A 25,008-nucleotide genomic window follows, 5' to 3' on the forward strand; every position below is an offset into this window, starting at 1 on the left:
CCCCATGACCACCTACGGAATCGACCTCGGCACCACCTACTCCTGTGTGGCATCGGTGGACGACACCGGTCGCCCGGCCATCGCCCGCAACGCGGTCGGCAACGACACCACCCCGTCGGTCGTCTACTTCGAGTCCGCGGACAACGTGGTGGTCGGCGACGAGGCCAAGAACACCGCCCTCCTCTTTCCGGACCAGGTGGTGGCGCTGGTCAAACGGCAGATGGGCGAGGAGGCCAACTACGAGTTCCACGGCCGCACGCACACGCCCGAGTCCGTCTCCGCGCTGATCCTGCGCGAACTGGCCCGCGCGGCCGGCGAGCACGACCGCGGCACGGTCGAGGACGTCGTGATCACCGTGCCCGCCTACTTCGGGCTCACCGAGCGGCAGGCCACCCAGCGGGCCGGGGAGATCGCCGGGCTCAACGTGCTGGACATCGTGGCAGAGCCGGTCGCCGCGGCCCTGCACTACCAGAGCCTGGACACCGGCGGGGAGCCCCGCCACCTGCTCGTCTACGACCTGGGCGGGGGCACCTTCGACACCACCGTGATCCGGGTGGAGGACAACGACGTGCGCGTGGTGTGCACGGACGGGGACCACCGGCTGGGCGGTGCCGACTGGGACGAGAAGCTCGTCGACCTGCTCCTGGAGCGGTTCACCGCCGAGCACCCCGGCCAGGACCCCTCCGGCGACGAGCAGTTCCTCCAGGACCTCTCTCTGGCGGCCGAACAGATCAAGAAGGCGCTCAGCACCAAGGAGAGCACCCGGCACAACCTGCGCTTCGAGGGTTCGGCGGTACGGGTCGAGCTGTCCCGCGCCGACGTGGAGGAGCTCACCTCCGAGCTCCTGGAGCGCACCCTCACCATCACCGAACGCACCGTGCACGCCGCCCGCGAGCGGGGGGTGGACCGCTTCGACGACGTCCTGCTGGTGGGCGGCATGACCCGGATGCCCGCCGTGGCGGAGTCCCTGCGCCAGCGGTTCGGGTTCGAGCCGCACCTGCACGAACCGGACCTGGCGGTCGCCAAGGGCGCCGCCCTGTTCGCCCTGGTCCGACAGATCAAGAACGTCATCGGCCCGGGCTCGGACGCGGATCTGGACCGGCAGGCGGCAGAGATCGCGCCCGGCCTGGGGATGTCACCCGGCGAGGTGCGGGAGCTCGCGGAGAAGACCGTCACCACGGTCTCCCCCCGGGCCTTCGGGCTGAAGACGGTGGACGACAAGGACCCGCTCTTCCAGCAGGACCCCGACCAGGCCCGCCGCTACATCGACCACCTGGTCCACGCGAACGATCCGCTGCCGGTCACGGTGGAGGAGGGGTACCGGACGGTCTATCCGAACCAGACGTCGGTGAGCATCGACGTCTGGGAGCAGGCGGGTGCCGTGGAGTCGGAGCAGATGGAGCACAACTCCTACATCGGTGAGGGCCTGCTCCAAGGGCTACCCAAGGGCCCGTCAGGGACCCCGATGCGGGTGAAGTTCCACCTGACCGAGACCGGACTGCTCCAGGTGCACGGCTGGGACCCGGCCACCGGCACCCAAGTGGACTTCGACATCCAGATCGGCGGGATGACCGACGAGGGCGCGGCCGAGGCCCGTCAGGCGGTGGCGAGGATCCGCACCTCCGGCTGAGCGGCGGCCCCGAACCCCGAGGCGACGGACGGGAGCGACGATGGCCTGGGACCAGCGGACCCGCGGCCGGTACGAACAGGAGGTACTGGCGGCGGCCCGGCGCGACGGTGTGCCCGCCGACCTGTTCGAGCGCTACGGCATCGACGTGGAGCTGAGCGCCCGGCTGCGGATGGACGGCGCCGCCTTCGCCGCGCACACGCACGAGGTGTGCGCCTACTGGAGGGGCCTCATGGGTACCCGCAGGGCGCTGCGACAGGTCCTGTCCGAGATGGTGGCGGCGCACGAGCGGCTGTCCAGCGAGGGCGCGCTCACCCACGCCCACTTCCTGCGGGTGCGCGAGGAGAGGACCAGGCAGGGCCGGGACGAGTGGGAGAGCACCGTCCGCGGCCTCACCACCGAGGTGATGGACCGTGAGGCGCTCGACGAGCTCCTGCGCTGGGCTCCCGTTTCCGAGGAGGAGGCCGTCGGCGACCTGCGCACGCACGGGGTGCAGGTCGTGGACCGGCTGCCCGACCTGCCCACCGCCCCGCCGATCCGCGACACCCGCGCCCTGAGCGAGCACCTGCGCACGCGCGGGGTGCCGTTCTCCCCGACCGTGGTGTTCGGCGAGGAGCGCCTGGCCGCCGGGTTCAGCGTGCTCGACGGGTTCCGGCTCCGGAGCACGGACCCCGGCAGCGGGGACGGCGGCGGTGCCGAGACCACGCTCAGCGACGCCGCCCTGGACGCCGCCGGTCGGCGCATCCAGGTGGAGGCGATGACCGAGAGCAAGGTGGCGGCCGAACGGGTCGTCGCCCTGCTGCGGACCGCCCGCTCCCCCGAGCTGCGCGGCCGGATCGCGCTGTGGGAGATCCTCGAGCACCTGAGCTCCCGCCCCGCGGTCCTGTCCGAGCGGGCCCTCGTCCAGCCCTGGGTGGCGTTGGGGCTCGACGGACACGAGGCCGCACTGATCGCCGCGTCCGTGCGCCGCGGCGAAGCAGGCATGGACCGGGGCGCCCGGGTCGAGTGGGAGGTACGCGAGCTGCTCACCGGCCACCGCCTCCGGCAGGCCCAGGCGGCCGCGGCCGAGCTGCCCGCCGACCACGAGCTGCGGGCGCGGGTGGACGAAGCCGCGGAACGGGTGTCGGATCTGGTCCGGCGGGCGGAGGCCGCCCTGCTGGACCGGCGCCCGGAGGACGCGGCGCTCGAGCTGTCGTCGGCGGTGGAGCTGGCCGCCGACGACACCGAACTGGCCGCCCGGCTGGGGGCGGTCGCGCCCGCGCCGCCGGGTGGCGCCGCGGCGCGGGTGGACGGGCGCCGCGTCGTGGTGACGTGGCAGCCCAGCACGAGCCTGGCCGGACGGGTGACGTACCGGGTGGCCCGGCTGGCCGGTCGGGGCGGGACCGCTCGGGAGCGGCCGTTGGCGGAGGTGTCCGGCACCGAGGCCGTGGACGACGACGTACCGGTGGGCAGTGAGGTCCGCTATTCGGTGGTGGCGGTGCGCGGCGGGCGCGGGGTGTCGTCCGCGGTGTCGAGCAGGCCGGTGATGATCACGCCCGACGTCACCGAGCTGCGGGTCCGCTCGGGCGAGTCCTCCGTGAGCGGTTCGTGGCGGCCCCCGCCGGAGGCGGTCCGGGTGGAGGTGCTGCGCGCGGAGGGGAACCCTCCCCGGGGCCTGGGTGACGGGGTGCCGGTCGAGAACGACGGCACGGGGTTCCGTGACACCGCCGTCCGCCCGGATGTGGAGTACTACTACCGGGTGCGCGCGATGTACCTGACCTCGCAGGGCTGGACGCGCGGCGCGGAGGGGCTCGTGCGGCGCGCCAACCCGGGTTCGGCCCCGGCCCCGGTCCAGGATCTGGTGGTGGAGTCCGAGGCCGAGGGTTTCGTGGCCTCGTGGACCGCGCCGACCCGCGGCCGGGTGCTGCTGTTCACCGCGGACCGGCCGCCGCCGTGGCCGCCGGGCGAGACCGTGCCGGCCGACCGGTGGTCTGCGCTCGGAACGGAGGTCCCGAGCGAGGCGGTGACGGGCCCGGACGGCAGGTCCCGGGCCCAGCTCCCGCTCCCCTCGGGAGTCACGTACGTCGTGGCCGTGACGGTGACGGGTGACCAGGCCGTGGCGGGTGAGCGGGTGCGGGTCACCGCGGCGCCCCCGGTCACCGACCTGCGGGCCGAACGGTTCGACACGGCGGTCCGGCTGAGCTGGACCTGGCCCGACCAGGCCGTGACAGCGGTGGTGAGCTGGCGGGAGGACACCGGCACGGACGGCTCGCCTGCCGGCGCGGGAGCCTCCGGCGGGCCGGACGGTTACGGCGGCACCGGCGAGGCGGGCGGGTCCGGCGGCACGCGCCCGTACGGCGAGGCGCGCCGCTCGAGGACCCGGTACGCGGCCGAGGGCGGGTTCGAGGCGCACATGGGCTCCGGCCCCGTGCTGGTGACGGTCCGGACCGCGGTGGCCTCCGACTCCGGTGAGTCGCTCAGCGGCCCGGCGACCGTGCCCGTACCCGGCAAGGCGGTACTCGACTACCGGGTGGAGACGGTCGGCCTGCTGCGCCGCGAACGGATCGTTCGGGTCGGGGCCGAAGCCGCCTGCGACATGCCGGAGGTCGCGGTCGTGTACGCACCCGGGCGGATCCAGCCGGGCTCCGTCGAGCAGGGCAGGGTGCTGGCGACCTTCCCGGCCCGCCGCCTGTCCGCCGGGGAGTGGGTGTCGGTGCGGGTCCAACCGCCCCGGGAACGCGGCCCGGCCTGGTTGATGTGTTTTCCGGCGGGTGAGAGCGCGGGCGTGCGCCTGCGCCAGCCCTCAGTGAAGGAGCTGCGTCTTTGAATCCCCTGGACGGGCCGCGCGTGGTGTGCCCCTACTGCTATTCGGACTTCACCGAACGCCAGATCCGCTTCCGCTGTGTGGGGCGGCCGGGTCCGTCCGGCGACGCCTGCTCGCTCGTGGTGGACCCGGCGATGCGGACCCACTGGGGCCGCGCGGACCGCATGCCGCCGGTGTTCGAGGCCAACGGCCGGCGCGCCAAGGCCGCGTGCCCCTCGTGCTCGGTGGTCTCCGACCGGAAGGTCTGCATGGTGTGCCACGCGCGGATGCCGGTGAACTTCGGCCGGATGCGCGGCCGCATGATCGCGATGGTCGGTGCCCGCAACTCGGGCAAGACCGTCTTCATGACGGTGCTCATCCACGAGCTGAAGAACCGGGTCGGCAGCCGGTTCAACGCCTCCGTCGGCGGGTCGGACGACCACACCAGGCAGAGCTTCGGCCGCGACTACGAGTCCAAGCTGTACGAGGACGGCGGTCTGCTCCCGGCCACGTCCCCGGCCGCTGGGGCCAACCGCGCGCCCCTGCTGTTCCGGTTCACCACCAAACGGCGCGGACTCACCGGGAACCGGCCGGACCACACCCTGCTGTCGTTCTTCGACACCGCCGGTGAGGATCTCCACGACGCCGGGAGCGTGGAGACCAACCTGCGCTACCTGAACAACGCGGACGGCGTGATCGTGCTGCTGGACACCCTCCAGATGGACGGCGCCCGGCGGATGGCCCCGTCCGGGACGCTGATGCCCGCCCGGGACAGCGCCGAGAACCAGCCCATCCACATGCTGGAGCGGGTCACCGACCTCCTGATGCGCCGGGAGGGCAGTCCGAAGCGGTTGATCCAGGTACCGATCGCCGTGTGCCTGACCAAGACCGACGCCCTGCGCGGCGCGATGGACGAGGGGTCGCCGCTGCACCGCCCGCAGCCGAGCGAGCCGTTCTTCGACGAGACCGACAGCCAGGACGTGCACGCCCAGATCCAGCAGCTCCTCGACCGCTGGGGCAGCGCGGCCATCGACGACCACGTCCGCAACCACTACCGCAACGCCCGCTACTTCGGGGTGTCCTCGTTGGGCGACACCCCGAGCGAGAACAACCGGATCCAGGGCGGGGTGCGCCCCTACCGGGTGGCCGACCCGTTCCTGTGGCTGCTCTCCGAGTTCGGGGTGATCCCGTCCAGGAGCCGGCAGCGCTGACCGGCGAACCAGCTCCGCACGCAGCCATGACCCCGCTTCGACCCGCACCGCACCCGACCGGACCCCGCACCCGGCCGACACGCCACGTCGGCCAGCACCCCACTCGACCAGACCCCGCACCCGGCACAGGCACAGGCTCCACGGAAAGGGCACGCATAGGCGATGGGTTCACCTCAGCTGTACTACACCTCGTGCGAACACGGCCTGGCCGGCTACACCGGCTACCAGTTCAACGCGGCGACCCCCGGTGTGGACCAGGAGGTCCTGCGCGAGGTGGAGCGCTTCACCGTCTACGAACCCCCGCGTGCCATGGCTTCCGAGGACGTCGACCGGCACCCGGTCAACCTCTGCTACTCCCCCGACCTGGGCGGATCGCCGGTCCTGAGCCGGGTCGTCTCCAGCGGTGACGACCCGTCGGGGCGGCCGGGCAACTACTTCGCGCACAGCCTGCTGCTGGACGTGGCCGACGGCCCGCTGCCCGCCGAACTGTGGGGGGCCGGGTTCTGGGCGAGCACCCCGGTGGACAGCCCCGACCTGCCCGGCCTCCCCCTCCCGCCCGGGCCGCTGGACCGGCGGCGCACCGGCGCCTGGCTGCGGGGCGATCGGGGGCGGCTCCTCCAACCGCTGCTGGTGGCGGTGGACGCGGCGATCGAGGACGGGGTCCCCGTGCTCCTCGTGGCGGACGACGAGGCGGCGGCCCACTGGGTGGCCGCCCTCTCCCACCTGCTCCCGCCCAACCGGGCGCGGACGATGTCCTTCGCGACCTACAGCGGCAGCCCCGAGTCGACCGCGGTGCACGTGGTGGCCGTGCCTCCGGGCACGGACACGTACATGCTCCGCGGCCGGTTCGCGGTCTTCAACCCGGAGGGCGACAGCCGGGCCCCCGAGGCAGACAGGCTGCCCGAGGGGAACGGGCTGCCCGACGCCGTCGAACCGCCCGGGCCGGACACCCTGACAGTGGTGTCGGTCATCCTGGGATCGGGGGTGGCGGGAACGCCCGCGCTCTGGTCCCGCGCACTCCCCTACGCGTCGGGGGCGGAGGGGCCGCTCTGCGACTGGCGCCCGGTGCTGGCCGCGGCCTCGCTCGCCGACGACTCCACCCGGACCACCGACCCCGACCTGCGCGCGGTGCGCGGGTGGCTGCCCCACGCGGCCTCCTGGCTGACCCCTGGACGCGCACACGACCTGCTCGAACGCCTGCTCGACGCCGATACCGACTCCCTGCACGACGACGAGCTGGTCCGCCTCCAGGGGGTGGCGCACCGGGTGGGTTCGGGCGCGCTCACCGACCGGCTGGAGGGGGTGATGGTGAGACGTTCGCTGGACGGTATCGCCGCCGGAGCACAGGCACCCCCGGTGTCACCCATGCGCTCCGAGATCGTGCGGAAGGCCGCCCTCGAACGGGCCTCCGGGCTGCTCGACGGCACGCTCGGCCGGGTACCGCCGGACCGCGCCGTGGAACTCCTGCGCTGGACACGGGCGGGCGGGCTGTCCCTGCCCGCCTCGGCGTTGGCGGGGTACGGGCGCGGAACGGTCACCGAGTACCTGGCCGCCACCCCGGCGGGGGCCGAGCCCGACCCCGACCTGGTGCGGCTGCTCCGGGCGCACGAACCCCTGCGCCGGGGGGCGGCCGCGGGGTTGACCGCGTTGCCCCGCACCACGCTGGCGGACCTGGCCGCGGGGCCGGTGGGCGCGCTGTTCGTGGAGGACCGGGACGGCTCGACCGCGGTCCTGCGCGAGCTGCGGATGCTGGCCTCGGGAGCGAACGACCCGCTGCGCCTGCTGCGGGGAGTGGTGGCCCTGCGCCAGGAGACCCGTGGTTCGAACGCCCCGGGGCTGCCCGCACACGATCTGGACGAGGAGCTGCTGGTCCGGGTCTGGGGGCCCGACCACGGACCTGCCGCGGTGCTGGCCGTGGCCGGTCTGGTCAACGAGCACACCCGCGTCGCCTCGGGTGTGGGCCACTGGATCACCGAGGCGCTGGTGGTCGTCCCGGCCGAGGGTCAGGAGACCGAGTGGCGGCGAGCGCTGCACGAACTGTCCCGGCACCCGCTCGGGCGACAGCTGCCGGAGGCCGGGCTCCGGGTGATCGCGGAATGGCGAGCGGTCACGGAGGTGCTGGACCGCTTGGCCCGGGCGCGCGGGGCGGAGGGTCCGGCGGCGCTGCCGGCCGTGGTGGCGGAGGTGCGGCGCGCACAGGTGGTGGTCGCCACGATCGCGCTGCGGCTGACCGCGGACCGGTTGCTGCACTGGCGCCCGGAGCACGCCGCCGAGGCTCTCTCCGACTGCGGCCAGGACGTGTTCGACGCCTACTGCCGAGCGGCCCGTACCCGGTTGGCCCTGCCTCCGAAGCGGGGCCAAGGGCGTCAGCAGAAGAAACCGCCCGAACCGGACCTGGCCGTGAAGGTGTTCCGGACCGCGCGGGCCCTGGACTCGGCGGGACGCGGCGCCCATCTGCGCGGCGACGTGCTGGAACCGGCGCTGCGCACCTGGTCCAAGCGCGATGTGGGAGCGGCCCGCAAGGCCTTCGGACAGGGCGGCGGCGGGCACGAGTTCGAGGTGTGGGCGCGCGGGCTGAGGGAGCGGGTCGGGGAGCGCGGCCTGCTCGACCGCTTCCGGAGGGGGCCGCGTCGAGGATGACCACACCCGCCTCCCGTTTCGAATCCCGGGGCGTCTTCGTCGTCGTCGCCCTCGTCGCCGTCCTGATGGCGGTCTACATCGCCGCGGGCGACGAACCCATGGAGCGGGTCGCCTTCCTAGTGGGCGGCTTCGTCGTCGTCCTCGCCGTGGCCCTGGCCGGTGCACTGCTCCTGCTGGTGTGGGTGTTCGTCCGGAACGTGCACGCCGTCCTGTACCACGGTGAGAACCCGCGCGTGCCGGAGCTGGGCCCGGACGAACCGGCCGGGTACCGCTACCACGGGGGCCCGGCCTGGTGGGATTTCGGCGAGGTGGCGATCCGGGTCGGGAACCAGACCGGGCTGTTCGTGGTCTTCCTGCTCCCCTACCTGCTGGCGCAGGCGCTGGTGCTGCTGTGCCACATGATCGTGGCCTGGGTGGGCGTGGTGGTGCTGCGGCTGGTGGACGGCGGCCTGCTCAGGTTCCGGCGGATCCGCATGCTGTGCCCGAGCTGCTTCCAGCACATGGCCTACCCCTCATACGAGTGCGGAGGGTGCGGGCGCGTCCACCGCGACGTCCGCCCGGGCCGCCGGGGCGTGTTCCGGCGGCGGTGCGTGTGCGGTCAGCCGATGCCCACGCTGCTCGTCCTCGGCTCGGCCGACCTGGACGCCCTGTGCCCGTACTGCGACCAGCGGTTGGAGCACCGGCCGGGTGAATCCAGAGAGCTCTCGCTGGCGCTGTTCGGCGGGACCGGGGCGGGCAAGACCCGGCTCACCCACGGCTTCCACGGGGCCTTGGAGCACGCGGCCGGTGCACACGGCGGCGCCAGCGTCGAGCTGGCCGGTGCGGAGACCCAGCACTCGCTGAGCGACTCCCAGGATCTGCTCTCCCCGGGTAGGAAGGTGCCGCCGACCCAGCCGGGGCGGCAGGCGCGCGGGCTGGTCCTGCGGGTGACGGCGGAGCGGCGCACGCTGGTGCTGCAGGTGTACGACACGGCCGGGGAGTGGTTCAACCGCTCCGACCGGGCCGAAGAACTCACCTACCTGGGCAAGACCACCACGTTCGTCCTCGTGCTGGACCCGCTGTCGGTGCCGTCGGTGTGGAGCACCCTCGACCCCTCGGAGCGCAGCCGCCTGTCCGAGGAGCGCTCACACACCCCCGACCCCGAGCAGGCGTACATGCAGGTACGCGACGAGGTCCAGCGGCAGTACCGGGCCCTGGGGCGCGGACTCGGGCGGACCCGGTTGGCGGTGGTGGTGTCCCGGGGGGACCTGCTGGCGGGGACGTCGATCGCGCCGGACGGTGCGGAGCCCGAACTGTGGGCGCGGGAGATGATGGGGCTGGACAACCTGCTGCGGGCGGCCAGGGACGATTTCGGGACGGTCGAGGTCTTCGTGACCAGCGCGGTCAGTGATCCCGGACGGCGGCCCGACCCCAGTCTGGCCGAGCTGCTGCGGTGGCTGCTGGAACCGGAGGCGGACGTGTTCACGAGCATGCTCACCCCGGAAGGGGCGGCGGCGGAGGGTGTCCAGTGACCGAACCGGAGTTCCGCTTCCGCCTGGCGCGCAGGTCCACCGCCGTGCTGCTCTATGTGCTGACGTTCGCGGTGACGGCGCTGGTTCTGTTGGGCTTCGCGCGGGGGACACACGCGATGGTCACCGCAGTGTGGGAGGGCATCGTGGGTTAGGGCGGTGGTCAGCGATCCAAGGTCCGGACCGACGACACGTGCACGTCATGCGAACATCGGTCGCGGGCCGATTCTCATCCTGTGCTGCGAACCGGACCGACACCCGTCCTTGAACCGAGACACGAGGTACTCCCCATGGCCGTCTACGCCATCATCTACACCTACGCCGAGAACAGCTCCGAAGCGCGCGACCGGCACCGGCCCGCGCACCGCGAGTACCTGAACGAGCTGGCCGAGCGGGACATCAACCTCTGCTCGGGCCCCTTCGGCCCCGACGAGGCGCCCGGCGGGCTGCTGATCGTGCGCGCGGACTCCGCCGAGGAGGCCGTGGCGTACACCGACGACGACCCGTTCCGCACCGAGGGCCTGGTCAGTGACGTCTCGGTCCGGGAGTGGGTCCCCGTGATCGGCAAGCTCGCCAAGGAGATCTGAGGAGCCCGGCCTTGATTCGGCCCCGCGTCTCCGAAGGCCCCCGCCCCTCCGGGAGGGCCGGGGGCCTTCGCCTATCGTGGAAACGTGCCACGCGAGACCGTCACCCAGGCCAAGATCGCCGAACACGTACAGCGCCTCGGCGAGCTCCACCCCCCGATCGACCTGGACAGCGTCGACTACACCGTGCGCGACCCCCGCGCCGTGCGGGAACGCTACGGACACGTCCTCGAATACCTCTCCCGGGTGGAGCTGGAGGTCGACCGCAACGTCCTCGAACTCCTCGTCCTCCTCCCGGACGTCGACGACACCAACCGCACGTTCTACGCCGACGTCTGGCAGCCGCAGGAACTCCACCACGGGCTCGCCCTGGACCGCCTCCAGCAGGACCTGGGCCTGCCTCCCGCCGAACCGGACCTGGAGCTGTCCGCCCGCATGCGCCTGCTCGGCAAGCTCGCGCACCTGAAGCCGGTCCAGGAGATCATCCGGCTGCTGTACTTCCTCACCGGGGCGAGCACCGAACGCCAGGCCGTGCTGGCCTACAACACCATCAACCGCGGGCTGCTGGACATGGACGAGCGGGCGATCGCGGAAACCCTCATCACCCCGATCAAGCGCCAGGAGCCCGGCCACTTCGCCTTCTACCGGATGTCGGCCACGGCCATGATCCAGCAGGGCGTCCTGCGCCCCTGGCAGCTGTTCCTCGCCCGGGTGCTGCGCGGGGTCTCCTTCGCCCCGGTCGGCGCCAACACCAAGGAGCAGTGGGCCGACTACGGCGGGGTGGTGCGGGCCCTCGGCATGGACCGGGACCACGAGGCCTACGCCGCGGAGGTGGGCCGGGTGGAGGCTCAGCTGCTGTGGGCGCACAAGCGGGGGATGACGGTCCCGCCGTACGTACTCAAGGCACTGCGGGAGAGCATCGAGCTGTTCGACGCCCGCGAACAGAGAATGGGTGTCGAGCCCCGCTGACGAACGCACCCGGACCGGCGCTCGGCAGCCGCCGGTCTCCCGCGGAACGTCCGCGGCCCCGCCAGCAGGGACAACCCGTCTACATAGCAGCCCTGATGCGGTGAACAGTACGGACGGCACACACGCCGCCCTACCATCCCCCCGAACGGAGTGCCGGATTGTTCTACGTGGAAGTGGCGGAGGGGGCCGTCATCGTCGGCGTGTGGTCCGCATCGCTGCCGGTCTTTGCCTTGGTCCTGGCCGGGCTGCTCCGCCGGGACTTTCGGAAGGTCGGCCGTGATGTCGCGGTACTCGCCACCGCGTGTGCGCTGCCGCTCAACATCGCCTGGGGCGCATACTTCACGGCCGCACCGGACCAGGACCGGAGCACTGCGGAGCAGTTCGTGTCATGGTCCTTGGGCCTGGCCGCAGCCTGTGCCGTCCTGCTGGTCCTGCGGGCGCTGCTGACTCCGCACCCCACGTACGCGACCGTGCTCGCCATGGTCGCCGCTGGGCTCGCCGCGGCGCCCGCCGCCCTGTTCGGATTGATGGCCGGTGTGGTCTTCGCCCTGCAGGGAGCCACGCTCGCGGCGGTCCTGGGTGTGTGGTGCGCCCGGAGGATCGCCCACGGCCACCGGCACGGCGCTGCCGGTGCGGTCGCCGGCGGCCTGGCCGGAGGTGTGGTCACCGTGGCGGCCACCCTCCCGTCCAGCATTCTGACCACGATGGTGTTGATGACGGTCAACTGGGGCGGCTGACAACCGGGGGCTCCGCGAGCGCAGAACGGGTGTCGAGCCCCGCTGACGAACGCACCCGGACCGGCGCTCGGCAGCCGAGCCCGATCCGCCCAGTCCGTCCGCCCCCAGTTTCAGATGCTCAGAGCATCCAGATCCTGCGGGTATCTTGAACGCGTGGACAGGACCCGGGAGGCGACCATGACCGCGGAGGCCGCACCGCACACGACCAGCACCGACCTACTGGTACTCCACGCACTGCGCTGCTCCGGGTTCTCCGGCCTCGCGCGGCTGTCCGAGGTGACCGGGCTGACCAGTACCGATGTCGAATCCGAACTGATCGACCTCGCCGTGGCCGGGCTCGTCACCCGCGTGCCGGGCGAGTTCGGCGGCTGGGGCCTCACCGACGCCGGGCGCACCGCCGACGCCGAGCGAATCGCAGCCGAACTGGAGGCCGCGGGCGCCCGGCCGACAGCCGTCGAGGCCTACGAGGGCTTCCTCGAGCTCAACCCGGAGCTGCTCGACCTCTGCACGGCCTGGCAGATGCGCTCCGTCGACGGGGTGCTGACCGCGAACGACCACGCCGACCCCGCCCATGACGCCCGGGTCCTCGACCTCTTCGCCGACCTCGACCGGCGTACCGCCGCCGTCTGCGCGGACCTGTCCGCCTCCCTGCTCCGCTTCCGCCGGTACCGCACCCGGCTCTCCGGAGCCCTCGCCAACGCCCGTGCGGGCGCACCGGAGCAGATCGCGGACGACACGTCCTCCTACCACTCGGTGTGGGCCCAGCTCCACGAAGACCTGCTGGTCACCCTGGGTATCCCGCGGTACTGACCGAAGTCGGCCGGGTCGACACGGCGAAGTCGTATGCGGGCGTTCCTAGTTGAGTAAGGCCCTCCCCGCATTACATGATGATGCTCCACCTGTTTCTTCCATGCCCTATCTCATACCTGGAGAGCATAGTGTTCACCCTCGACCAGGTCCGGTCCTTCGTCGCTGTCGCAGAGGAACTGCACTTCGGCCGGGCTGCGGAACGCCTGAACATGACCCAGCCACCGCTGAGCCGCCAGATCCAGAAACTGGAGAAGACGGTAGGCGTGCGGCTGATCGAACGGGACAATCGGAAAGTCTCGCTCACCACCGCCGGCGAAGCGTTCCTGAACGACGCCCGCCACCTCATGGTCGCCACTGAGCAGGCCCCGCTCAACGCCCGGCGCATCGCCAGCGGCCGGGCAGGCCTCCTCCGGGTCGGCTTCACCGCCGCATCCACACTGAACGTGCTGGGTCAGCTGCTCACCCTGCTCTCCGAGGAGCTTCCCGACGTCGACGTCGACCTGCGCGAAATGGTCACCCGCGAGCAGATCTCCTCGCTCACCGATGAGGAGATCGACCTGGGGCTCGCCCGGCCACCGTTCGACCACGACCTCTTCGGATCCCTGCTCATCCACACCGAGAGCCTCAAGCTCGCCGTTCAGGCCGACCACGAGCTGGCCCGGTTGGGCCGGCCGGTCGAGAACGCGGACCTCACACACTCCCCGCTGATCATGTACTCGCCCGTCAAGGCCCGGTACTTCTACGACCTGGCCTCCCGCCACGTCCCCATCCAGCACGGCAAGGTAGTCCACACGGTCAGCCAGATCCTGACCATGGTCTCCCTGGTCGCAGCCGGCCGCGGAGTCGCGATCGTGCCCGCCTCCGCAGGCCAGCTGAACATCGAAGACGTCGTCCTACTGGACCTGGCGGATCAGACCGAAGAGGTGGTCGAGCTCCATGCCATCTGGCGGCGCAACCACCGCAACCCGGCACTGCACCGGATGCTGGAAATCCTCCACCTCCCCTCCTCGGCCACCACATCGGGGAGTGATGCCGATACGGCATGAAACAATTCAGAACTGGGCTTAGACGGACATCACCCGGCGAATCTAGAGTGATGCCGAAGCCCCGGGACACCCGGCCCGAGGCACCCGCCAGCGCATCTCATAGGGCAGTGCAGAACAGCCCTGGTCGATCAGCGGTCACTCTCAAGTCATTCCGTCGGCAGCATGAGTCCACCGCACTCCACGCGGAGGACCCCAGACACTAAGGACGGTCTCCGTGTCCAAGTACACCCCTCAAGAACTGGCTGACCACCTGAAGGACGGCCTCCTCTCCTTTCCCGTCACCGCCTTCACCGAAGACCTCCAGGTTGACGAGGACGCATACCGGAACCACCTGAGCTGGCAGGCACGCCAGGGCGCAGTCGGCCTCTTCGCCGCCGGCGGCACCGGCGAAGGTTTCAGCCTCTCCCCCGAGGAGAACGCCCGGGTCTGTCAGATGGCTGTCGAAGAGGCCGGCGACCACGTCCCGGTCCTGGGATCGGCCGGCGGCCCGACGAACGCGGCGGTCCAGAACGCTCAGGCCGCCGAGGCCGCCGGGTGCGAGGGCCTGCTGCTGCTGCCGCCGTACCTCACCGAGTGCGACCAGCAGGGCTTGGAGGCCCACGTGGACGCGGTGTGCGGGGCCACGGACATCGGCGTGATCATCTACAACCGCGGCAACGCCATCTACAAGGCCGAGACCGTCGCACGGCTGGCGGAGAAGCACGAGAACTTCATCGGGTTCAAGGACGCCACCGGGAACATCGAGGCCGTCACCAAGGTGGTCGCCACCGCCGGAGACCGGCTGTTCTACCTCGGTGGACTGCCGACCGCGGAGACCTTCGCGCTACCGATGCTGCAGCTGGGCATGAGCACCTATTCCTCGGCGATGTACAACTTCGTCCCGGAGTTCGCCGTCGAGTTCTACGCCGATGTGCGCAAGCTGGACCAGGTGGCGGTGACAGAGAAGCTCAACCGCTTCGTCCTGCCCTACCTGGAGATCCGTGACCGCGTGAAGGGCTACGGCGTCTCGATCGTCAAGGGCGGGCTCAAGGCCGTGGGCCGCCAGGCCGGTCCGGTTCGGCCGCCGCTGCAGGACCTCACCGAGCAGGACCTCCAGGACCTCTCGGATCTGATCGACGCCGCCGGGATCCGGCCGCAGTCCGGGGCCCCCGCGCTGTCCTCATCCTGAGCCCCGTGTCACCTGCCGCCGTCGCCCCTCCGGCAACGGCGGCCCCCGCGGTTTCCCCAGGACATCGCGAAAACCACCAGAGACAGAAGAACCGAACCGAATGTTCACGACCCGGGTCCGCTGCGGCCTCGAAGTGGATCTGAGGAAGAGGAGCTGAGCATGCCTGAAAACCTGAAGGGTCAGTCGATCATCGCTGGCGAGCACACCGTCGGCGCAGGAGGCACCTTCAGCGGGTACGACCCGGCCACGGATGAGGCCCTGGAGCCGGTCTACACGATGATCGACGAATCTCAGCTGAAGACCGCGACAGCAGCGGCCGCGGACGCCCACAAGTCCTTCTCGGCCCTGGCCCCGGAGGCCCACGCGAGCTTCCTGGAGAGGATCGCGGACAACATCGACGCCATCGGCGAGCAGCTCACCGAGCGCTACATGGCCGAGACCGGCCTGCCGGAGGCCCGGGCGGCCGGTGAACGGGGCCGTACCGTCAACCAGCTTCGGCTCTTCGCCAAGGTCGTCCGCCAGGGCGACTTCCGCGGGGTGCGCTGGGACCCGGCCATGCCGGAGCGTCAGCCGATGCCCCGGGCCGACGTGCGCCAACGCAAGATTCCGCTCGGTCCGGTGGCCGTCTTCGGACCGTCGAACTTCCCGCTGGCGTTCTCGGTGGCCGGCGGTGACACCGCCTCCGCACTGGCCGCCGGCTGCCCGGTGGTCTACAAGGCCCACAGCGCGCACCCCGGGACCTCTGAGCTCGTGGGCGACGCCGTCACCCGGGCTGTCAGGGACTCCGGACTGCATCCCGGCGTGTTCAGCCTGATCTACTGCCAGGGCGCCTCGCTCGGCCAGTCGCTGGCCTCGGACCCGGCGATCCAGGCCGTCGGCTTCACCGGTTCAAGCGCCGCGGGCGCCGCGCTGATGGAGGCTGCTGCCGCCCGCAAGGTGCCGATCCCGGTCTATGCGGAGATGAGCAGCATCAACCCGGTGTTCTTCTTCGACGGGGCTCTGGACAAGGACACCGAGGGCCTGTCCGAACTGGCCGGGGCCTACCTCACCAGCGTGACCGGCTCTTCCGGGCAGCTGTGCACCCAGCCCGGTCTGGTGTTCGTGCCCGCTGGTGCGCAGGGTGACGCCTTCGTGAGCGCCGTCGGCGAAGCCGCGGGTTCCGTCGCCGGCCAGACGATGCTCACCAAGTCGATCTGCGACTCCTGGAACGAAGGGGTCGGACAGCTCGCCGACCAGCCCGGCGTCGAACTGGTCGGCAAGGGAACCGAGGGTGCGACTGAGAACGCCCCGGCCCCGGTGGTCTACCAGGCCTCAGCCAAGCAGTTCCTCGACAACCCGGTGCTGCACGAGGAGATCTTCGGCGCGGCTTCGCTGATCGTGCGCTACGCATCCTCCGAAGAGCTGGTCAGCGCGGCTGAGCAGCTGGGAGGACAGCTGACCGCGACCCTGCACGTCACCGACGCCGACCAGCAGGCTGCCGCCCCGCTCCTGCCTGTGCTGGAGCAGAAGGCCGGCCGCATCCTCGCCAACGGCTGGCCCACCGGGGTGGAGGTCAACCACGCCATGGTCCACGGCGGTCCGTTCCCGGCCACCTCGAACTCCCGCACCACCAGCGTGGGTACCTTGGCGATCGACCGGTTCCTCCGCCCGGTGGCCTACCAGAACCTGCCCGAGGCGCTGCTGCCCGCAGCAGTCCAGGCCGAGAACCCGTGGAACCTGAACCGGCGGATCGACGGCGAGATCCGGCTGGAAGGCTGACAAAGAGTGGTCTAGTGGTCGAGGGCCACTACTGATCTGGGCCGGGGATCTCAGGCGGATCCCCGGCCCAGACGTGTGACCGGTCGTGTGACCGGTAGTGAACCGTACTTCTCGGACCCAGTGCTGTGGCCGTGCCGATCCGCATCGGCACGGCCACACCAGCCTGTTCTTCCTTCCGGACGACGGTTCTCCGGACCCATCGCCGAACCTGTCGGCTCCGGCGGGTCAGCGGACCATACAAGGCCGCTTGGGGTCGAAGGTCCACCCCGGGATGAGGTACTGCATGGCCGCACCGTCATCTCTGGCGCCCAGGGTGTTGCGCTTGTACAGCTCATGCGCCTCGGCGAGCCGTTCCCTATCCAGCGTGACACCGAGTCCGGGCCTGTCCGGCACTTCAACAGCTCCGTCACGGATCTGGGGCGGATCAACGGTCAGAGCCTGGCCGTCCTGCCAGATCCAGTGGGTGTCCAAAGCCGTGATGTCACCGGGAGCCGCCGCACCCACCTGGGAAAACATCGCGAGCGAAATGTCGAAGTGGTTGTTCGAATGCGATCCCCACGTGGCCCCGAAGGCGTCACACAGTTGCGCGACACGCACGGATCCGGCCATGGTCCAGAAGTGTGGGTCCGCCAGCGGGATATCAACGCCGTTGCTGCGAATGGCCGCCGCCATCTCGCGCCAGTCCGTAGCGCACATGTTCGTCGCCGTTCGCAGTCCGGTGGCCCGCTTGAACTCAGCCATCACCTCTCGGGCGGAGAACTGCCCCTCGGCCCCGCACGGATCCTCCGCGTAGGCAACGACGTCACGCATCAGTCCGCCCAGCCGGATCGCATCCTTCAACAGCCATCCGCCGTTGGGGTCCAGGGTGATCCGGGCCTGGGGGAACTCCTCGTGCAGCGCTGTGACGACTTCGACCTCGGTTTCCCCGTCGAGGACCCCGCCCTTGAGCTTGAAGTCGCTGAATCCGTACCGGTCCTGCGCCGCCCTCGCGAGTTCGACGACCTTTCCGGCGTCCATGGCCTCCTCGCGCCGGAGGCGTTCCCACGCACCGCCCTCGGGCTCACGGAGATACGGGAGGTCCGTGGCACCGGGGTCTCCGATGAAGAACAGGTAGCCGAGTACCGGGACGTGCTTTCTCTGCTGCCCTTCGCCGAGCAGTTCGGCGACCGGGACTCCCAGATACTGCCCGTGCAGGTCCAACAGGGCGGATTCGATGCCGGTGACCGCGTGCACGGTGGTGCGCAGGTCGAAGGTCTGGTTTCCCCGTCCGGCGGCGTCGAGCTCCGAGAACTCCTCCGAGATCGCGCGGAGTGATGAACGGAACTCGGCGACCGGGCGTCCGGTGACCCGTCGGCCGGCCTCCTCGATCGTTTCGGTGATCTTCTGTCCGCCAGGCACTTCTCCCAGCCCGGTACGCCCTTCGTCATCGGTGATGATGACGATGTTCCGGGTGAAGTAAGGCCCGTGCGCCCCTGAAAGGTTCAACAACATCGAGTCGTGACCGGCCACCGGAACAACTTCAACGTCAACAACTTTAGGCCCGGAGGCGCTCATGCAGTTCCTCTTTCCTACCAGTCCCGCCCCGCTGCCGGTCTGTTACGTGAGGCTTCGCTGGTCCTTGCTGCGCTCGTCTCTCTACTGTCTTCTACGCTGACCGGTGTGCGTCGCGTCCCGTTTTTACCATCGAGGAACCGAAGGATCGAATTCCGGGTAGAACTTGCGCATGTATCCGGTATCATTCCGCTTGACGATTCCGGATTTCAAATACTCCTCGTGCCTCTCTTGCAGCTTGTCTTCGTCGAGCGTCACCCCGAGCCCGCTTCCGCGAGGCACTTCCACACGGCCGCCCGTCATGCCAAGGGACTCTGAGATGACGTCCTGCTCCGGGTTCTTCCATGGCCAGTGCGTATCGCATGCGTATCGAATGTTGGGAGTGGTGGCCGCCAGGTGGGTCATCGCACTCAAACTGATTCCCAGATGCGAGTTGGAGTGCATCGACACATCAATACCGAAGGTCTCGCAAAGACCAGCGAGAAGCTGGGATCGACGAATTCCTCCCCAGAAATGGGGGTCGGAGAGAATGATGTCCACGGAGCCCAGCTTCACGGCCTCCGGGATATCATTGAAGCTGACCACGCACATGTTGGTGGCCAACGGCACAGACAGCTGGCTTCGCACTTCGGCCATGGCCTGGCGCCCCGGTGTGGGGTCCTCCAGATACTCGATGCTCCCCTCGAGGCGACGGCCGATGCGTACGGAGGTGTCCACGGTCCATGCTCCGTTGGGGTCGATCCGCAGCAGGACATCCGGAAACTCCGCGTGGATGGCTTCGATCGCCTCTGCCTCTTCGTCCGGAGGGAACACGCCGCCTTTGAGCTTGAGGCTGCTGAAGCCGTACTCGCGGATCATTCGGCGGGCCTGCTCGACCAGCTCCGCGGGGTTGAGGGCCTGGCCCCACGGGTCGGCCTCCGCCTCCGGATGGGCGTGCCACCTGTAGAAGAGGTAACCGCTGTACTCCACACGATCCCGCACTGCTCCGCCGAGGAGGGCGCTGACAGGGACGTCGAATACCTTGCCCTGGATGTCCAGTGCTGCTACCTCGAACGGGGAGAAGACTCGGTCCACGGTGGAAGAGCCCGTGATCATGCCGCTCATGCCGTGTCCCTCCCCTGAGCGATCGGCCCGCATCGCATCGGCAACACGCGAGAACATCTCCAGCGTGTTCGCGGGGTCGGTGCCGATCACGCACTCCGCGGCGTGGCGCATCCGCTGGAGATGCTGCTCGTCGCCGTAGCTCTCCCCGATGCCGACCAAACCGTCGTCGGTGTGCACCTGGACGATCCCGCGGATCGCCATCGGCTCATGAACGCCGACAGTGTTCAACAGGGGAGGATCCGAGAACGCCACCGGGGTGATTTCGATTCTGCTGATCCTCCGACGGGTTCCGCCCTCGGCTGCAAGAGGCATCTTCTTGCTCCCTAGATTGCACATTTCTGAATTTCTGACAGGGGGGAATCGCTGCCCGGCTGGGGCTGTAAAGGACGGGGATCCGGTCTCGTGCGCCGCCTCGGTCAGGCAGGGACCTTTCCACGGGCCCTCCTGATGACCTTGCGCCACGGCACCACCGAGCTCACGATCAGGAGGACCAACAATCCCGCCACGGCGAGGGAGATCGGACGCTCGACGAAGATCATGAACGATCCCTCGGAGAGCCGCAGGCTCCGTCTCAACTCGGCCTCGAGGATGGGAGCGAGGATGAAACCGAGGACCAGGGGTCCCAGAGGCACGCTGAGCTTCTTGAGCACGTAGCCGACGAACCCGAACACGAACATCAGAAGGACGTCGAAGACGCTGTTGCGCACGCTGTAGACCCCGAGCACCGCCACAGCAAGGATCGAGCTCATCAGGATCGGCGCCGGCACCCTGAGAATCTGGACGAAGATGCCGATCAGCGGGAGGTTCAGGATGAGAAGGAAGATGATCCCGACGTACATCGAGGCGATGACGCCCCAGAAGATGTCCGGGTTGGACTCGATGAGCTGCGGACCCGGGGTCACACCGTGGATGAGCAGGGCGCCCGCGATGAGCGCGATGGTCGGATTCGGCGGGATGCCCAAGGTCAGCAGGGGGACGAATGAAGAGGTCGACGCGGCGTTGTCGGCTGTCTCGGTGGCGGCCAACCCGTCCATCGAGCCCTTGCCGAACTTCTCCGGCTGTTTGGAGACCTTTTTCTCCGCCCCGTAGGCCACCACGGAGGCCATCGCGCCGCCGCCACCGGGAATCAGCCCGAGGAAGAACCCCAGGACCGATGCCCGCGCGACGGCCCACTTGGTTGACAGGATATCGGCCAGCTTCGGCCAGTAGCTGTCCACTTTGGACAGGTTGCTCCTGTTGAACCGGCGTTCGGCGTCGATAATGAGCTCACCGATACCGAACAGGCCGACTGCCAGCGGAACGATCCCCACGCCGTCCATCAGTTCGTCGGTTCCGAAGGTGAAACGCTGGGCTCCGGTGAACGTGTCCAGGCCGACAACGGCGAGGAGAATGCCAAGACCGGCGGAGATGAGCCCCTTGACCATGGAACCGTCGCTGAGAAGCGCGATCATGAGCATCCCGACCAGCGCGAGCATGAAAAGCTCAGGCGGACCGATGCCGAGGGCCCATTGACTGGCAATCGGGGCGAAGAGCGTAATGCCGATGACGGAGATCGTGCCTCCGACGAAACCTGCGATGGCGGTGACACCCAGCGCAGAGCCCGCCTTGCCCTGCTTTCGGAGGGGATAGCCGTCGAAGGTCGTCACGACGGAGGCGCCGTCGCCGGGCAGGTTCAGCAGAATCGCGGGGATTCGGCCGCCGAACATGGCCCCGTAGAAAATGCCGGCCAGGAAGATGATCGCCGACGCCGGCTCCATTGCGTAGGTCAGCGGCAGCAGGAGCGCCACCGTTGCCGTCGAGCCGAGTCCCGGCAGGACACCGGTGGCCGTGCCCACCAGCACACCTAGCAGGACGAAGAGAAGATTTTCCGGCGCGAGGGCTACTTCGAAGCCGTAAAGGATGCCGTTCATAGTGTTCTGTTCATTTCAGAAGACAACTGGCCCGATTGCCGGAACACCGAGCATCTGGTTGAAGATGAGGTAGGACAGTAGCGGGGCCGTCACCGACGTCGCGATCGTCGTGACCCAACTGGCACCCCCGAGGACCCGGGTGACGACCAGGCACAGCAGTGCCGTCGACCCCAGGAAGCCCAGGACGGGGAGCATCAGCATGTATCCGCAGATCGCGAGCGCCAGGATCCCTGACCACTTGTAGGTGCCGGCCTCGCTGGGGTTCCAGCTCGTTCCGCGTACGACGAGCACCAGGCTGAGGACCACGGCGATACTGCTCACGAAGAACGGCCAGAGTCCGGGTCCCGGGTTGTCGGGGGAACCGATGCCCAAGGAATACGCTTCGTAACTAGCGCCGGCAAACAGCAGAACCAGGACGACCGCGGATATGCGGCCTGCCACGGAGCTGGATGGCGGTCGCTCCTCCTCGGTCGAGCTGTTCTCCACCCTCTCAACCGATTTCTCGGGCGACTCCATGATGGGGCCTTTCCATAAGAGACTCTTCATCGGCCGTCCACTGGTGAGGTGGGACGAGACGGCCGGGCACGGGCGTCCCTTAACACCTTGCCCGGGACCTTGGTGCTCGCGCCCTGTCGGGGTTGAGGCTCTCCGAGACGCGCCCGCGGTCAGTTGCGCGTCAGCGATGTGGGAGCGGGCGCAGCACCGATACGGGCCGTCTACTCGTCAAGGGTGACTCCCAGCTCGTCCAACTGGCTCTCGTATGTGGACGCGGCTCCGTCGATCTCGTCGGCGACCGCATCGGGCTCCTCCTCCCACACCGAAATGTAGTTGTCCTCCAGGTAGTCCAGATACGCCTCGTCCTGCAGCGCCTCGTCGATGGCCTCCGTGTAGGCCTCGCTGGCTGCCTCATCGAGGCCCGCGGGTGCCGCGACGAAGCGCTTCTGGTCGACAACGACGTCGTAGCCCTCTTCGGTCGCGGTGGGAACATCCGGGAGGAACTCTTCACGCTCCTCGGCGAAAGTCACGATGGGCGTGAACGAGCCGTCGTCGAGGTAGGGAGCGGCTTCGGCGATATGGACCGATGCGACATCGACGTGGCCGCCGAGCAGTGACGTGACGGCCTCAGCCCCGCCGTCCAGGGGAACGTCGGTGCTGCTGACGCCCGCCTGACCGAAGAGCAGGGCCTGGGATAGCTGGCCACCGGTTCCCACACCTGACGAGCCGAAGCTCAGGCCGTCTTCCTCCAACAGCTCGTCCAAGGAGTCGATGTCCGTCTCGTCGCTGTTCACCACGAGGACGTAGTCCTCGATGGTCAGCGCTGCGAGCACGTCCATGTCCTCGAACCCGATGGGGTCGTCGTCCTCAACCGCGAGAGGGGTAATCGCCATCAAGCTCTGGAACAGCGTCACGAGAGTCTCGCCGTCGGGCGCCTGGGCGAGCGCTGCCTTGCCCCCCACCGCGCCGTTGGCTCCTTGCCGGTTCTCCGGCGTGATCTGCGTATCGAGCGGATCCTCGAGCGCGTCGATAAAGGCCCGGCCAATGAGGTCGGTACTCCCTCCGGGACCTGAGGGGATGATGAAGTCAACTCTGTTCGGTGAAAATCCCTCAGCTCCACCGCTACTAGCGTCCGCGCAGCCGACCTGGGCACCCATCAGGGCCACCATCGCTGTCAGACCTATGCCACGAACGAATTTGTCTCTCTTCATGGCGGGTTCCTCTCAAACTCTGCGGGCCATCTTGCGTGTATCGGTGTGACCAGAACCACGACTTTGCTAGTACCTTAACTCCGGGGTCGATACCCGTCTAGTTTCATGTTGGCATGATTCAATACCTTGTTGGCATTGACGGGAGCCGGGGGTCAGATAGAATTTCGCGCGCTCAAATGGGCACTTGGACTCAAAGGGAACCGATTACCGGCGCTCTGTTTTCAGTTCGTCACTCTATGTAGCTTTCCGTGTCCTGGAATACAAGAGCACGAGAGCAACCCGGTGCAGGTCAAGCCGGCGGTGAGAGGCCGCGAGACGTCCTGGGCTGGGAACGGCGTACAGTGGCCGCACCCGAGCCAGAGAGGTTCCGCGATGAGGTGGATCCGCCCGCTCTCGGCGGAGACCGACGGGACGCCGGAGGTCCTGGGCGGCAAGGCGCACGGGCTCATCATCCTCAAGCGGCTGGGCCTGCCGGTGCCCGCGGGATTCGTGGTGACCACGGAGGCCTACCGGTCCTTCCTCCGCGAGGGACGACTGCCCGACGGGCTCCGCGACGAACTCTCCTCCGCGGTCACCGCCCTCGAAGCCGAAACCGGCCGGGGGTTCGGCGACCACGACAACCCCCTGACCGTCTCCGTCCGCTCCGGGGCCGGAATCTCCATGCCCGGCATGATGACCACGCTCCTCGACCTCGGCCCCGCAGACCTGGAACAGGCGGTCGCGGACGTGTTCGCGTCCTGGGACACCCCGCGCGCCAGGACCTACCGCGCACTGCACACCATCCCGGACAGCCTCGGCACGGCCGTGACCGTCCAGGCCATGGTGTTCGGGACCCGCGACGACCACAGCGGCAGCGGGGTCGCCTTCACCCACGACCCCGACACCGGCGAGCACACCCCCTTCGGCGAGGTCCTGTTCGGCCGCCAAGGCACGGACCTGGTCTCGGGCGGTTCCCGCACCCGCCCGCTCCGGGACCTGGCCGCCCGGGAGCCCCGCGTGTGGACCGCGCTCGCCGACGCCCTGCGCAGGGTCGGGGCACACCACCGCGACGCCTGCTATACCGAGTTCACGTTCGAGTCGGGCGAGCTGTGGATACTGCAGCTGCGCCCCGCACGGCTGGTCGGGGCAGCCGCGGTGCGCGTCGCGGTCGAGCTCGCCGAGGAGGGAGTCATCGGCCGCGACGAGGCCCTGCTCCGCGTGTCCCCGCACCACCTCCAGTACGTGCGCACACCCCGCATCGCCACCCCGGACGTGCCCACCCCGGACGTGCCCGCCCCGGACGTGCCCGCCCCGGATGTGCCCGCCCCGGACGTGCTCGCCCGGGGCCTGGGCGCCTGCCCGGGCGTCGCCGTGGGCAGACTGGCGACCAGCGCCGACCAGGCGGTTCGGATGGCCGCCGACGGGCCGGTCGTCCTCGTCCGCCCGGAGACCTCACCGCTCGACATGCGCGGCCTTGCCGCCGCGGCCGGGGTCGTCACCGCCCGGGGCGGACCCGCCAGCCACGCGGCCGTCGTCGCGCGCTCCATGAACAGACCGGCCGTGGTGGGCGTCGCCGAGCTCACCGTCGGCCCCGCAGGCGCCCGCGTGGGCGACCGCGAGCTCCCCGAGGGCGCGCTGATCGCCATCGACGGCACCGGGGGCGAGGTCGTCCTCGGCGAGCCCCGCGTCACCATTTCCGCAGCCAGCAGGCACCTGCACCAGCTGCTCACCTGGGCCGATGAGGCCTCCGGCGGCACCTCCGGCCGCGACGAGGCCGACCGCGTCCGCGCCGCCCACGAGGTGCTCCGCCGCACGGAAACCGGTTGAACGGCACTTCCGTCTGCGCAAGGCTGACGAGGCTGGGCCACCGGCCCGCTCAGTATTCTTCACACGACTCTCCGCACCGGACAGGGACAGC

Annotated in this window: 19 protein-coding genes; 14 read left to right on the plus strand and 5 right to left on the minus strand. The window is 69.6% G+C overall.

The annotated features are described in order from the left end of the window. Positions 1–4 precede the first annotated feature (4 nt). The 13 genes from ACYVDG_RS13470 (at position 5) to ACYVDG_RS13530 (ending at position 16,840) form a co-directional block, all read left to right on the plus strand. Complete coding sequence (locus ACYVDG_RS13470) at positions 5–1,630, plus strand: Hsp70 family protein (RefSeq protein ID WP_460750795.1); 1,626 nt, start codon at positions 5–7, stop codon at positions 1,628–1,630. Positions 1,631–1,670: 40 nt separating this feature from the next. Continuing rightward, positions 1,671–4,433 (plus strand): hypothetical protein, encoded by a 2,763-nt coding sequence (locus tag ACYVDG_RS13475; protein ID WP_460750799.1) that lies wholly within the window; start codon positions 1,671–1,673, stop codon positions 4,431–4,433. Next, complete coding sequence (locus tag ACYVDG_RS13480) at positions 4,430–5,620, plus strand: TRAFAC clade GTPase domain-containing protein (protein ID WP_460750802.1); 1,191 nt, start codon at positions 4,430–4,432, stop codon at positions 5,618–5,620. The genes ACYVDG_RS13475 and ACYVDG_RS13480 overlap by 4 nt, the downstream gene beginning before the upstream one ends. A 162-nt stretch (positions 5,621–5,782) precedes the next feature. Beyond that, positions 5,783–8,260 (plus strand): GTPase-associated protein 1-related protein, encoded by a 2,478-nt coding sequence (locus ACYVDG_RS13485; RefSeq protein ID WP_460750805.1) that lies wholly within the window; start codon positions 5,783–5,785, stop codon positions 8,258–8,260. Then, positions 8,257–9,771, plus strand: a complete 1,515-nt coding sequence (locus tag ACYVDG_RS13490) for a TRAFAC clade GTPase domain-containing protein (RefSeq protein ID WP_460750808.1) — start codon at positions 8,257–8,259, stop codon at positions 9,769–9,771. The genes ACYVDG_RS13485 and ACYVDG_RS13490 overlap by 4 nt, the downstream gene beginning before the upstream one ends. Continuing rightward, positions 9,768–9,923 (plus strand): hypothetical protein, encoded by a 156-nt coding sequence (locus tag ACYVDG_RS13495; protein ID WP_460750811.1) that lies wholly within the window; start codon positions 9,768–9,770, stop codon positions 9,921–9,923. Before ACYVDG_RS13490 ends, ACYVDG_RS13495 begins: the two co-directional genes overlap by 4 nt. Positions 9,924–10,058: 135 nt before the next feature. Beyond that, positions 10,059–10,355 (plus strand): YciI family protein, encoded by a 297-nt coding sequence (locus tag ACYVDG_RS13500; protein ID WP_460750814.1) that lies wholly within the window; start codon positions 10,059–10,061, stop codon positions 10,353–10,355. A gap of 84 nt (positions 10,356–10,439) precedes the next feature. Further along, on the plus strand, positions 10,440–11,321 hold the full coding sequence (locus ACYVDG_RS13505) for a GTP-binding protein LepA (RefSeq protein WP_460750817.1): 882 nt from the start codon (positions 10,440–10,442) through the stop codon (positions 11,319–11,321). Between the two features lie 158 nt (positions 11,322–11,479). Continuing rightward, on the plus strand, positions 11,480–12,058 hold the full coding sequence (locus tag ACYVDG_RS13510) for a hypothetical protein (protein WP_460750819.1): 579 nt from the start codon (positions 11,480–11,482) through the stop codon (positions 12,056–12,058). A 153-nt stretch (positions 12,059–12,211) separates the two neighbouring features. Next, positions 12,212–12,868, plus strand: coding sequence for a transcriptional regulator (locus ACYVDG_RS13515; protein ID WP_460750822.1), 657 nt, complete (start codon positions 12,212–12,214; stop codon positions 12,866–12,868). Positions 12,869–12,996: 128 nt separating this feature from the next. After that, positions 12,997–13,914, plus strand: a complete 918-nt coding sequence (locus tag ACYVDG_RS13520) for a LysR family transcriptional regulator (RefSeq protein ID WP_460750827.1) — start codon at positions 12,997–12,999, stop codon at positions 13,912–13,914. 214 nt (positions 13,915–14,128) lie between these two features. Then, on the plus strand, positions 14,129–15,082 hold the full coding sequence (locus ACYVDG_RS13525) for a 5-dehydro-4-deoxyglucarate dehydratase (protein WP_460750830.1): 954 nt from the start codon (positions 14,129–14,131) through the stop codon (positions 15,080–15,082). A 159-nt stretch (positions 15,083–15,241) separates the two neighbouring features. After that, complete coding sequence (locus ACYVDG_RS13530; protein ID WP_460750835.1) at positions 15,242–16,840, plus strand: aldehyde dehydrogenase (NADP(+)); 1,599 nt, start codon at positions 15,242–15,244, stop codon at positions 16,838–16,840. 225 nt (positions 16,841–17,065) lie between these two features. Here ACYVDG_RS13530 and ACYVDG_RS13535 read toward each other — a convergent pair whose 3' ends face one another. From ACYVDG_RS13535 to ACYVDG_RS13555, 5 genes are all read right to left on the minus strand, one after another. Then, positions 17,066–18,349 (minus strand): enolase C-terminal domain-like protein, encoded by a 1,284-nt coding sequence (locus tag ACYVDG_RS13535; RefSeq protein ID WP_460750839.1) that lies wholly within the window; start codon positions 18,347–18,349, stop codon positions 17,066–17,068. 168 nt (positions 18,350–18,517) lie between these two features. Further along, positions 18,518–19,807: a glucarate dehydratase family protein gene (locus ACYVDG_RS13540; protein WP_460750842.1), complete on the minus strand. Its 1,290-nt coding sequence runs from the start codon at positions 19,805–19,807 to the stop codon at positions 18,518–18,520. A 104-nt stretch (positions 19,808–19,911) separates the two neighbouring features. Continuing rightward, positions 19,912–21,405, minus strand: a complete 1,494-nt coding sequence (locus ACYVDG_RS13545; RefSeq protein ID WP_460750845.1) for a tripartite tricarboxylate transporter permease — start codon at positions 21,403–21,405, stop codon at positions 19,912–19,914. Between the two features lie 15 nt (positions 21,406–21,420). Beyond that, positions 21,421–21,951 (minus strand): tripartite tricarboxylate transporter TctB family protein, encoded by a 531-nt coding sequence (locus ACYVDG_RS13550; RefSeq protein ID WP_460750849.1) that lies wholly within the window; start codon positions 21,949–21,951, stop codon positions 21,421–21,423. Between the two features lie 170 nt (positions 21,952–22,121). Then, positions 22,122–23,111, minus strand: a complete 990-nt coding sequence (locus ACYVDG_RS13555; protein ID WP_460750854.1) for a tripartite tricarboxylate transporter substrate binding protein — start codon at positions 23,109–23,111, stop codon at positions 22,122–22,124. A gap of 372 nt (positions 23,112–23,483) precedes the next feature. Here ACYVDG_RS13555 and ACYVDG_RS13560 point away from each other — a divergent pair, with 372 nt between their 5' ends. Then, positions 23,484–24,917, plus strand: coding sequence for a PEP/pyruvate-binding domain-containing protein (locus tag ACYVDG_RS13560; RefSeq protein ID WP_460750858.1), 1,434 nt, complete (start codon positions 23,484–23,486; stop codon positions 24,915–24,917). Positions 24,918–25,008 lie beyond the last annotated feature (91 nt).

The organism is Nocardiopsis oceani (assembly GCF_054777395.1).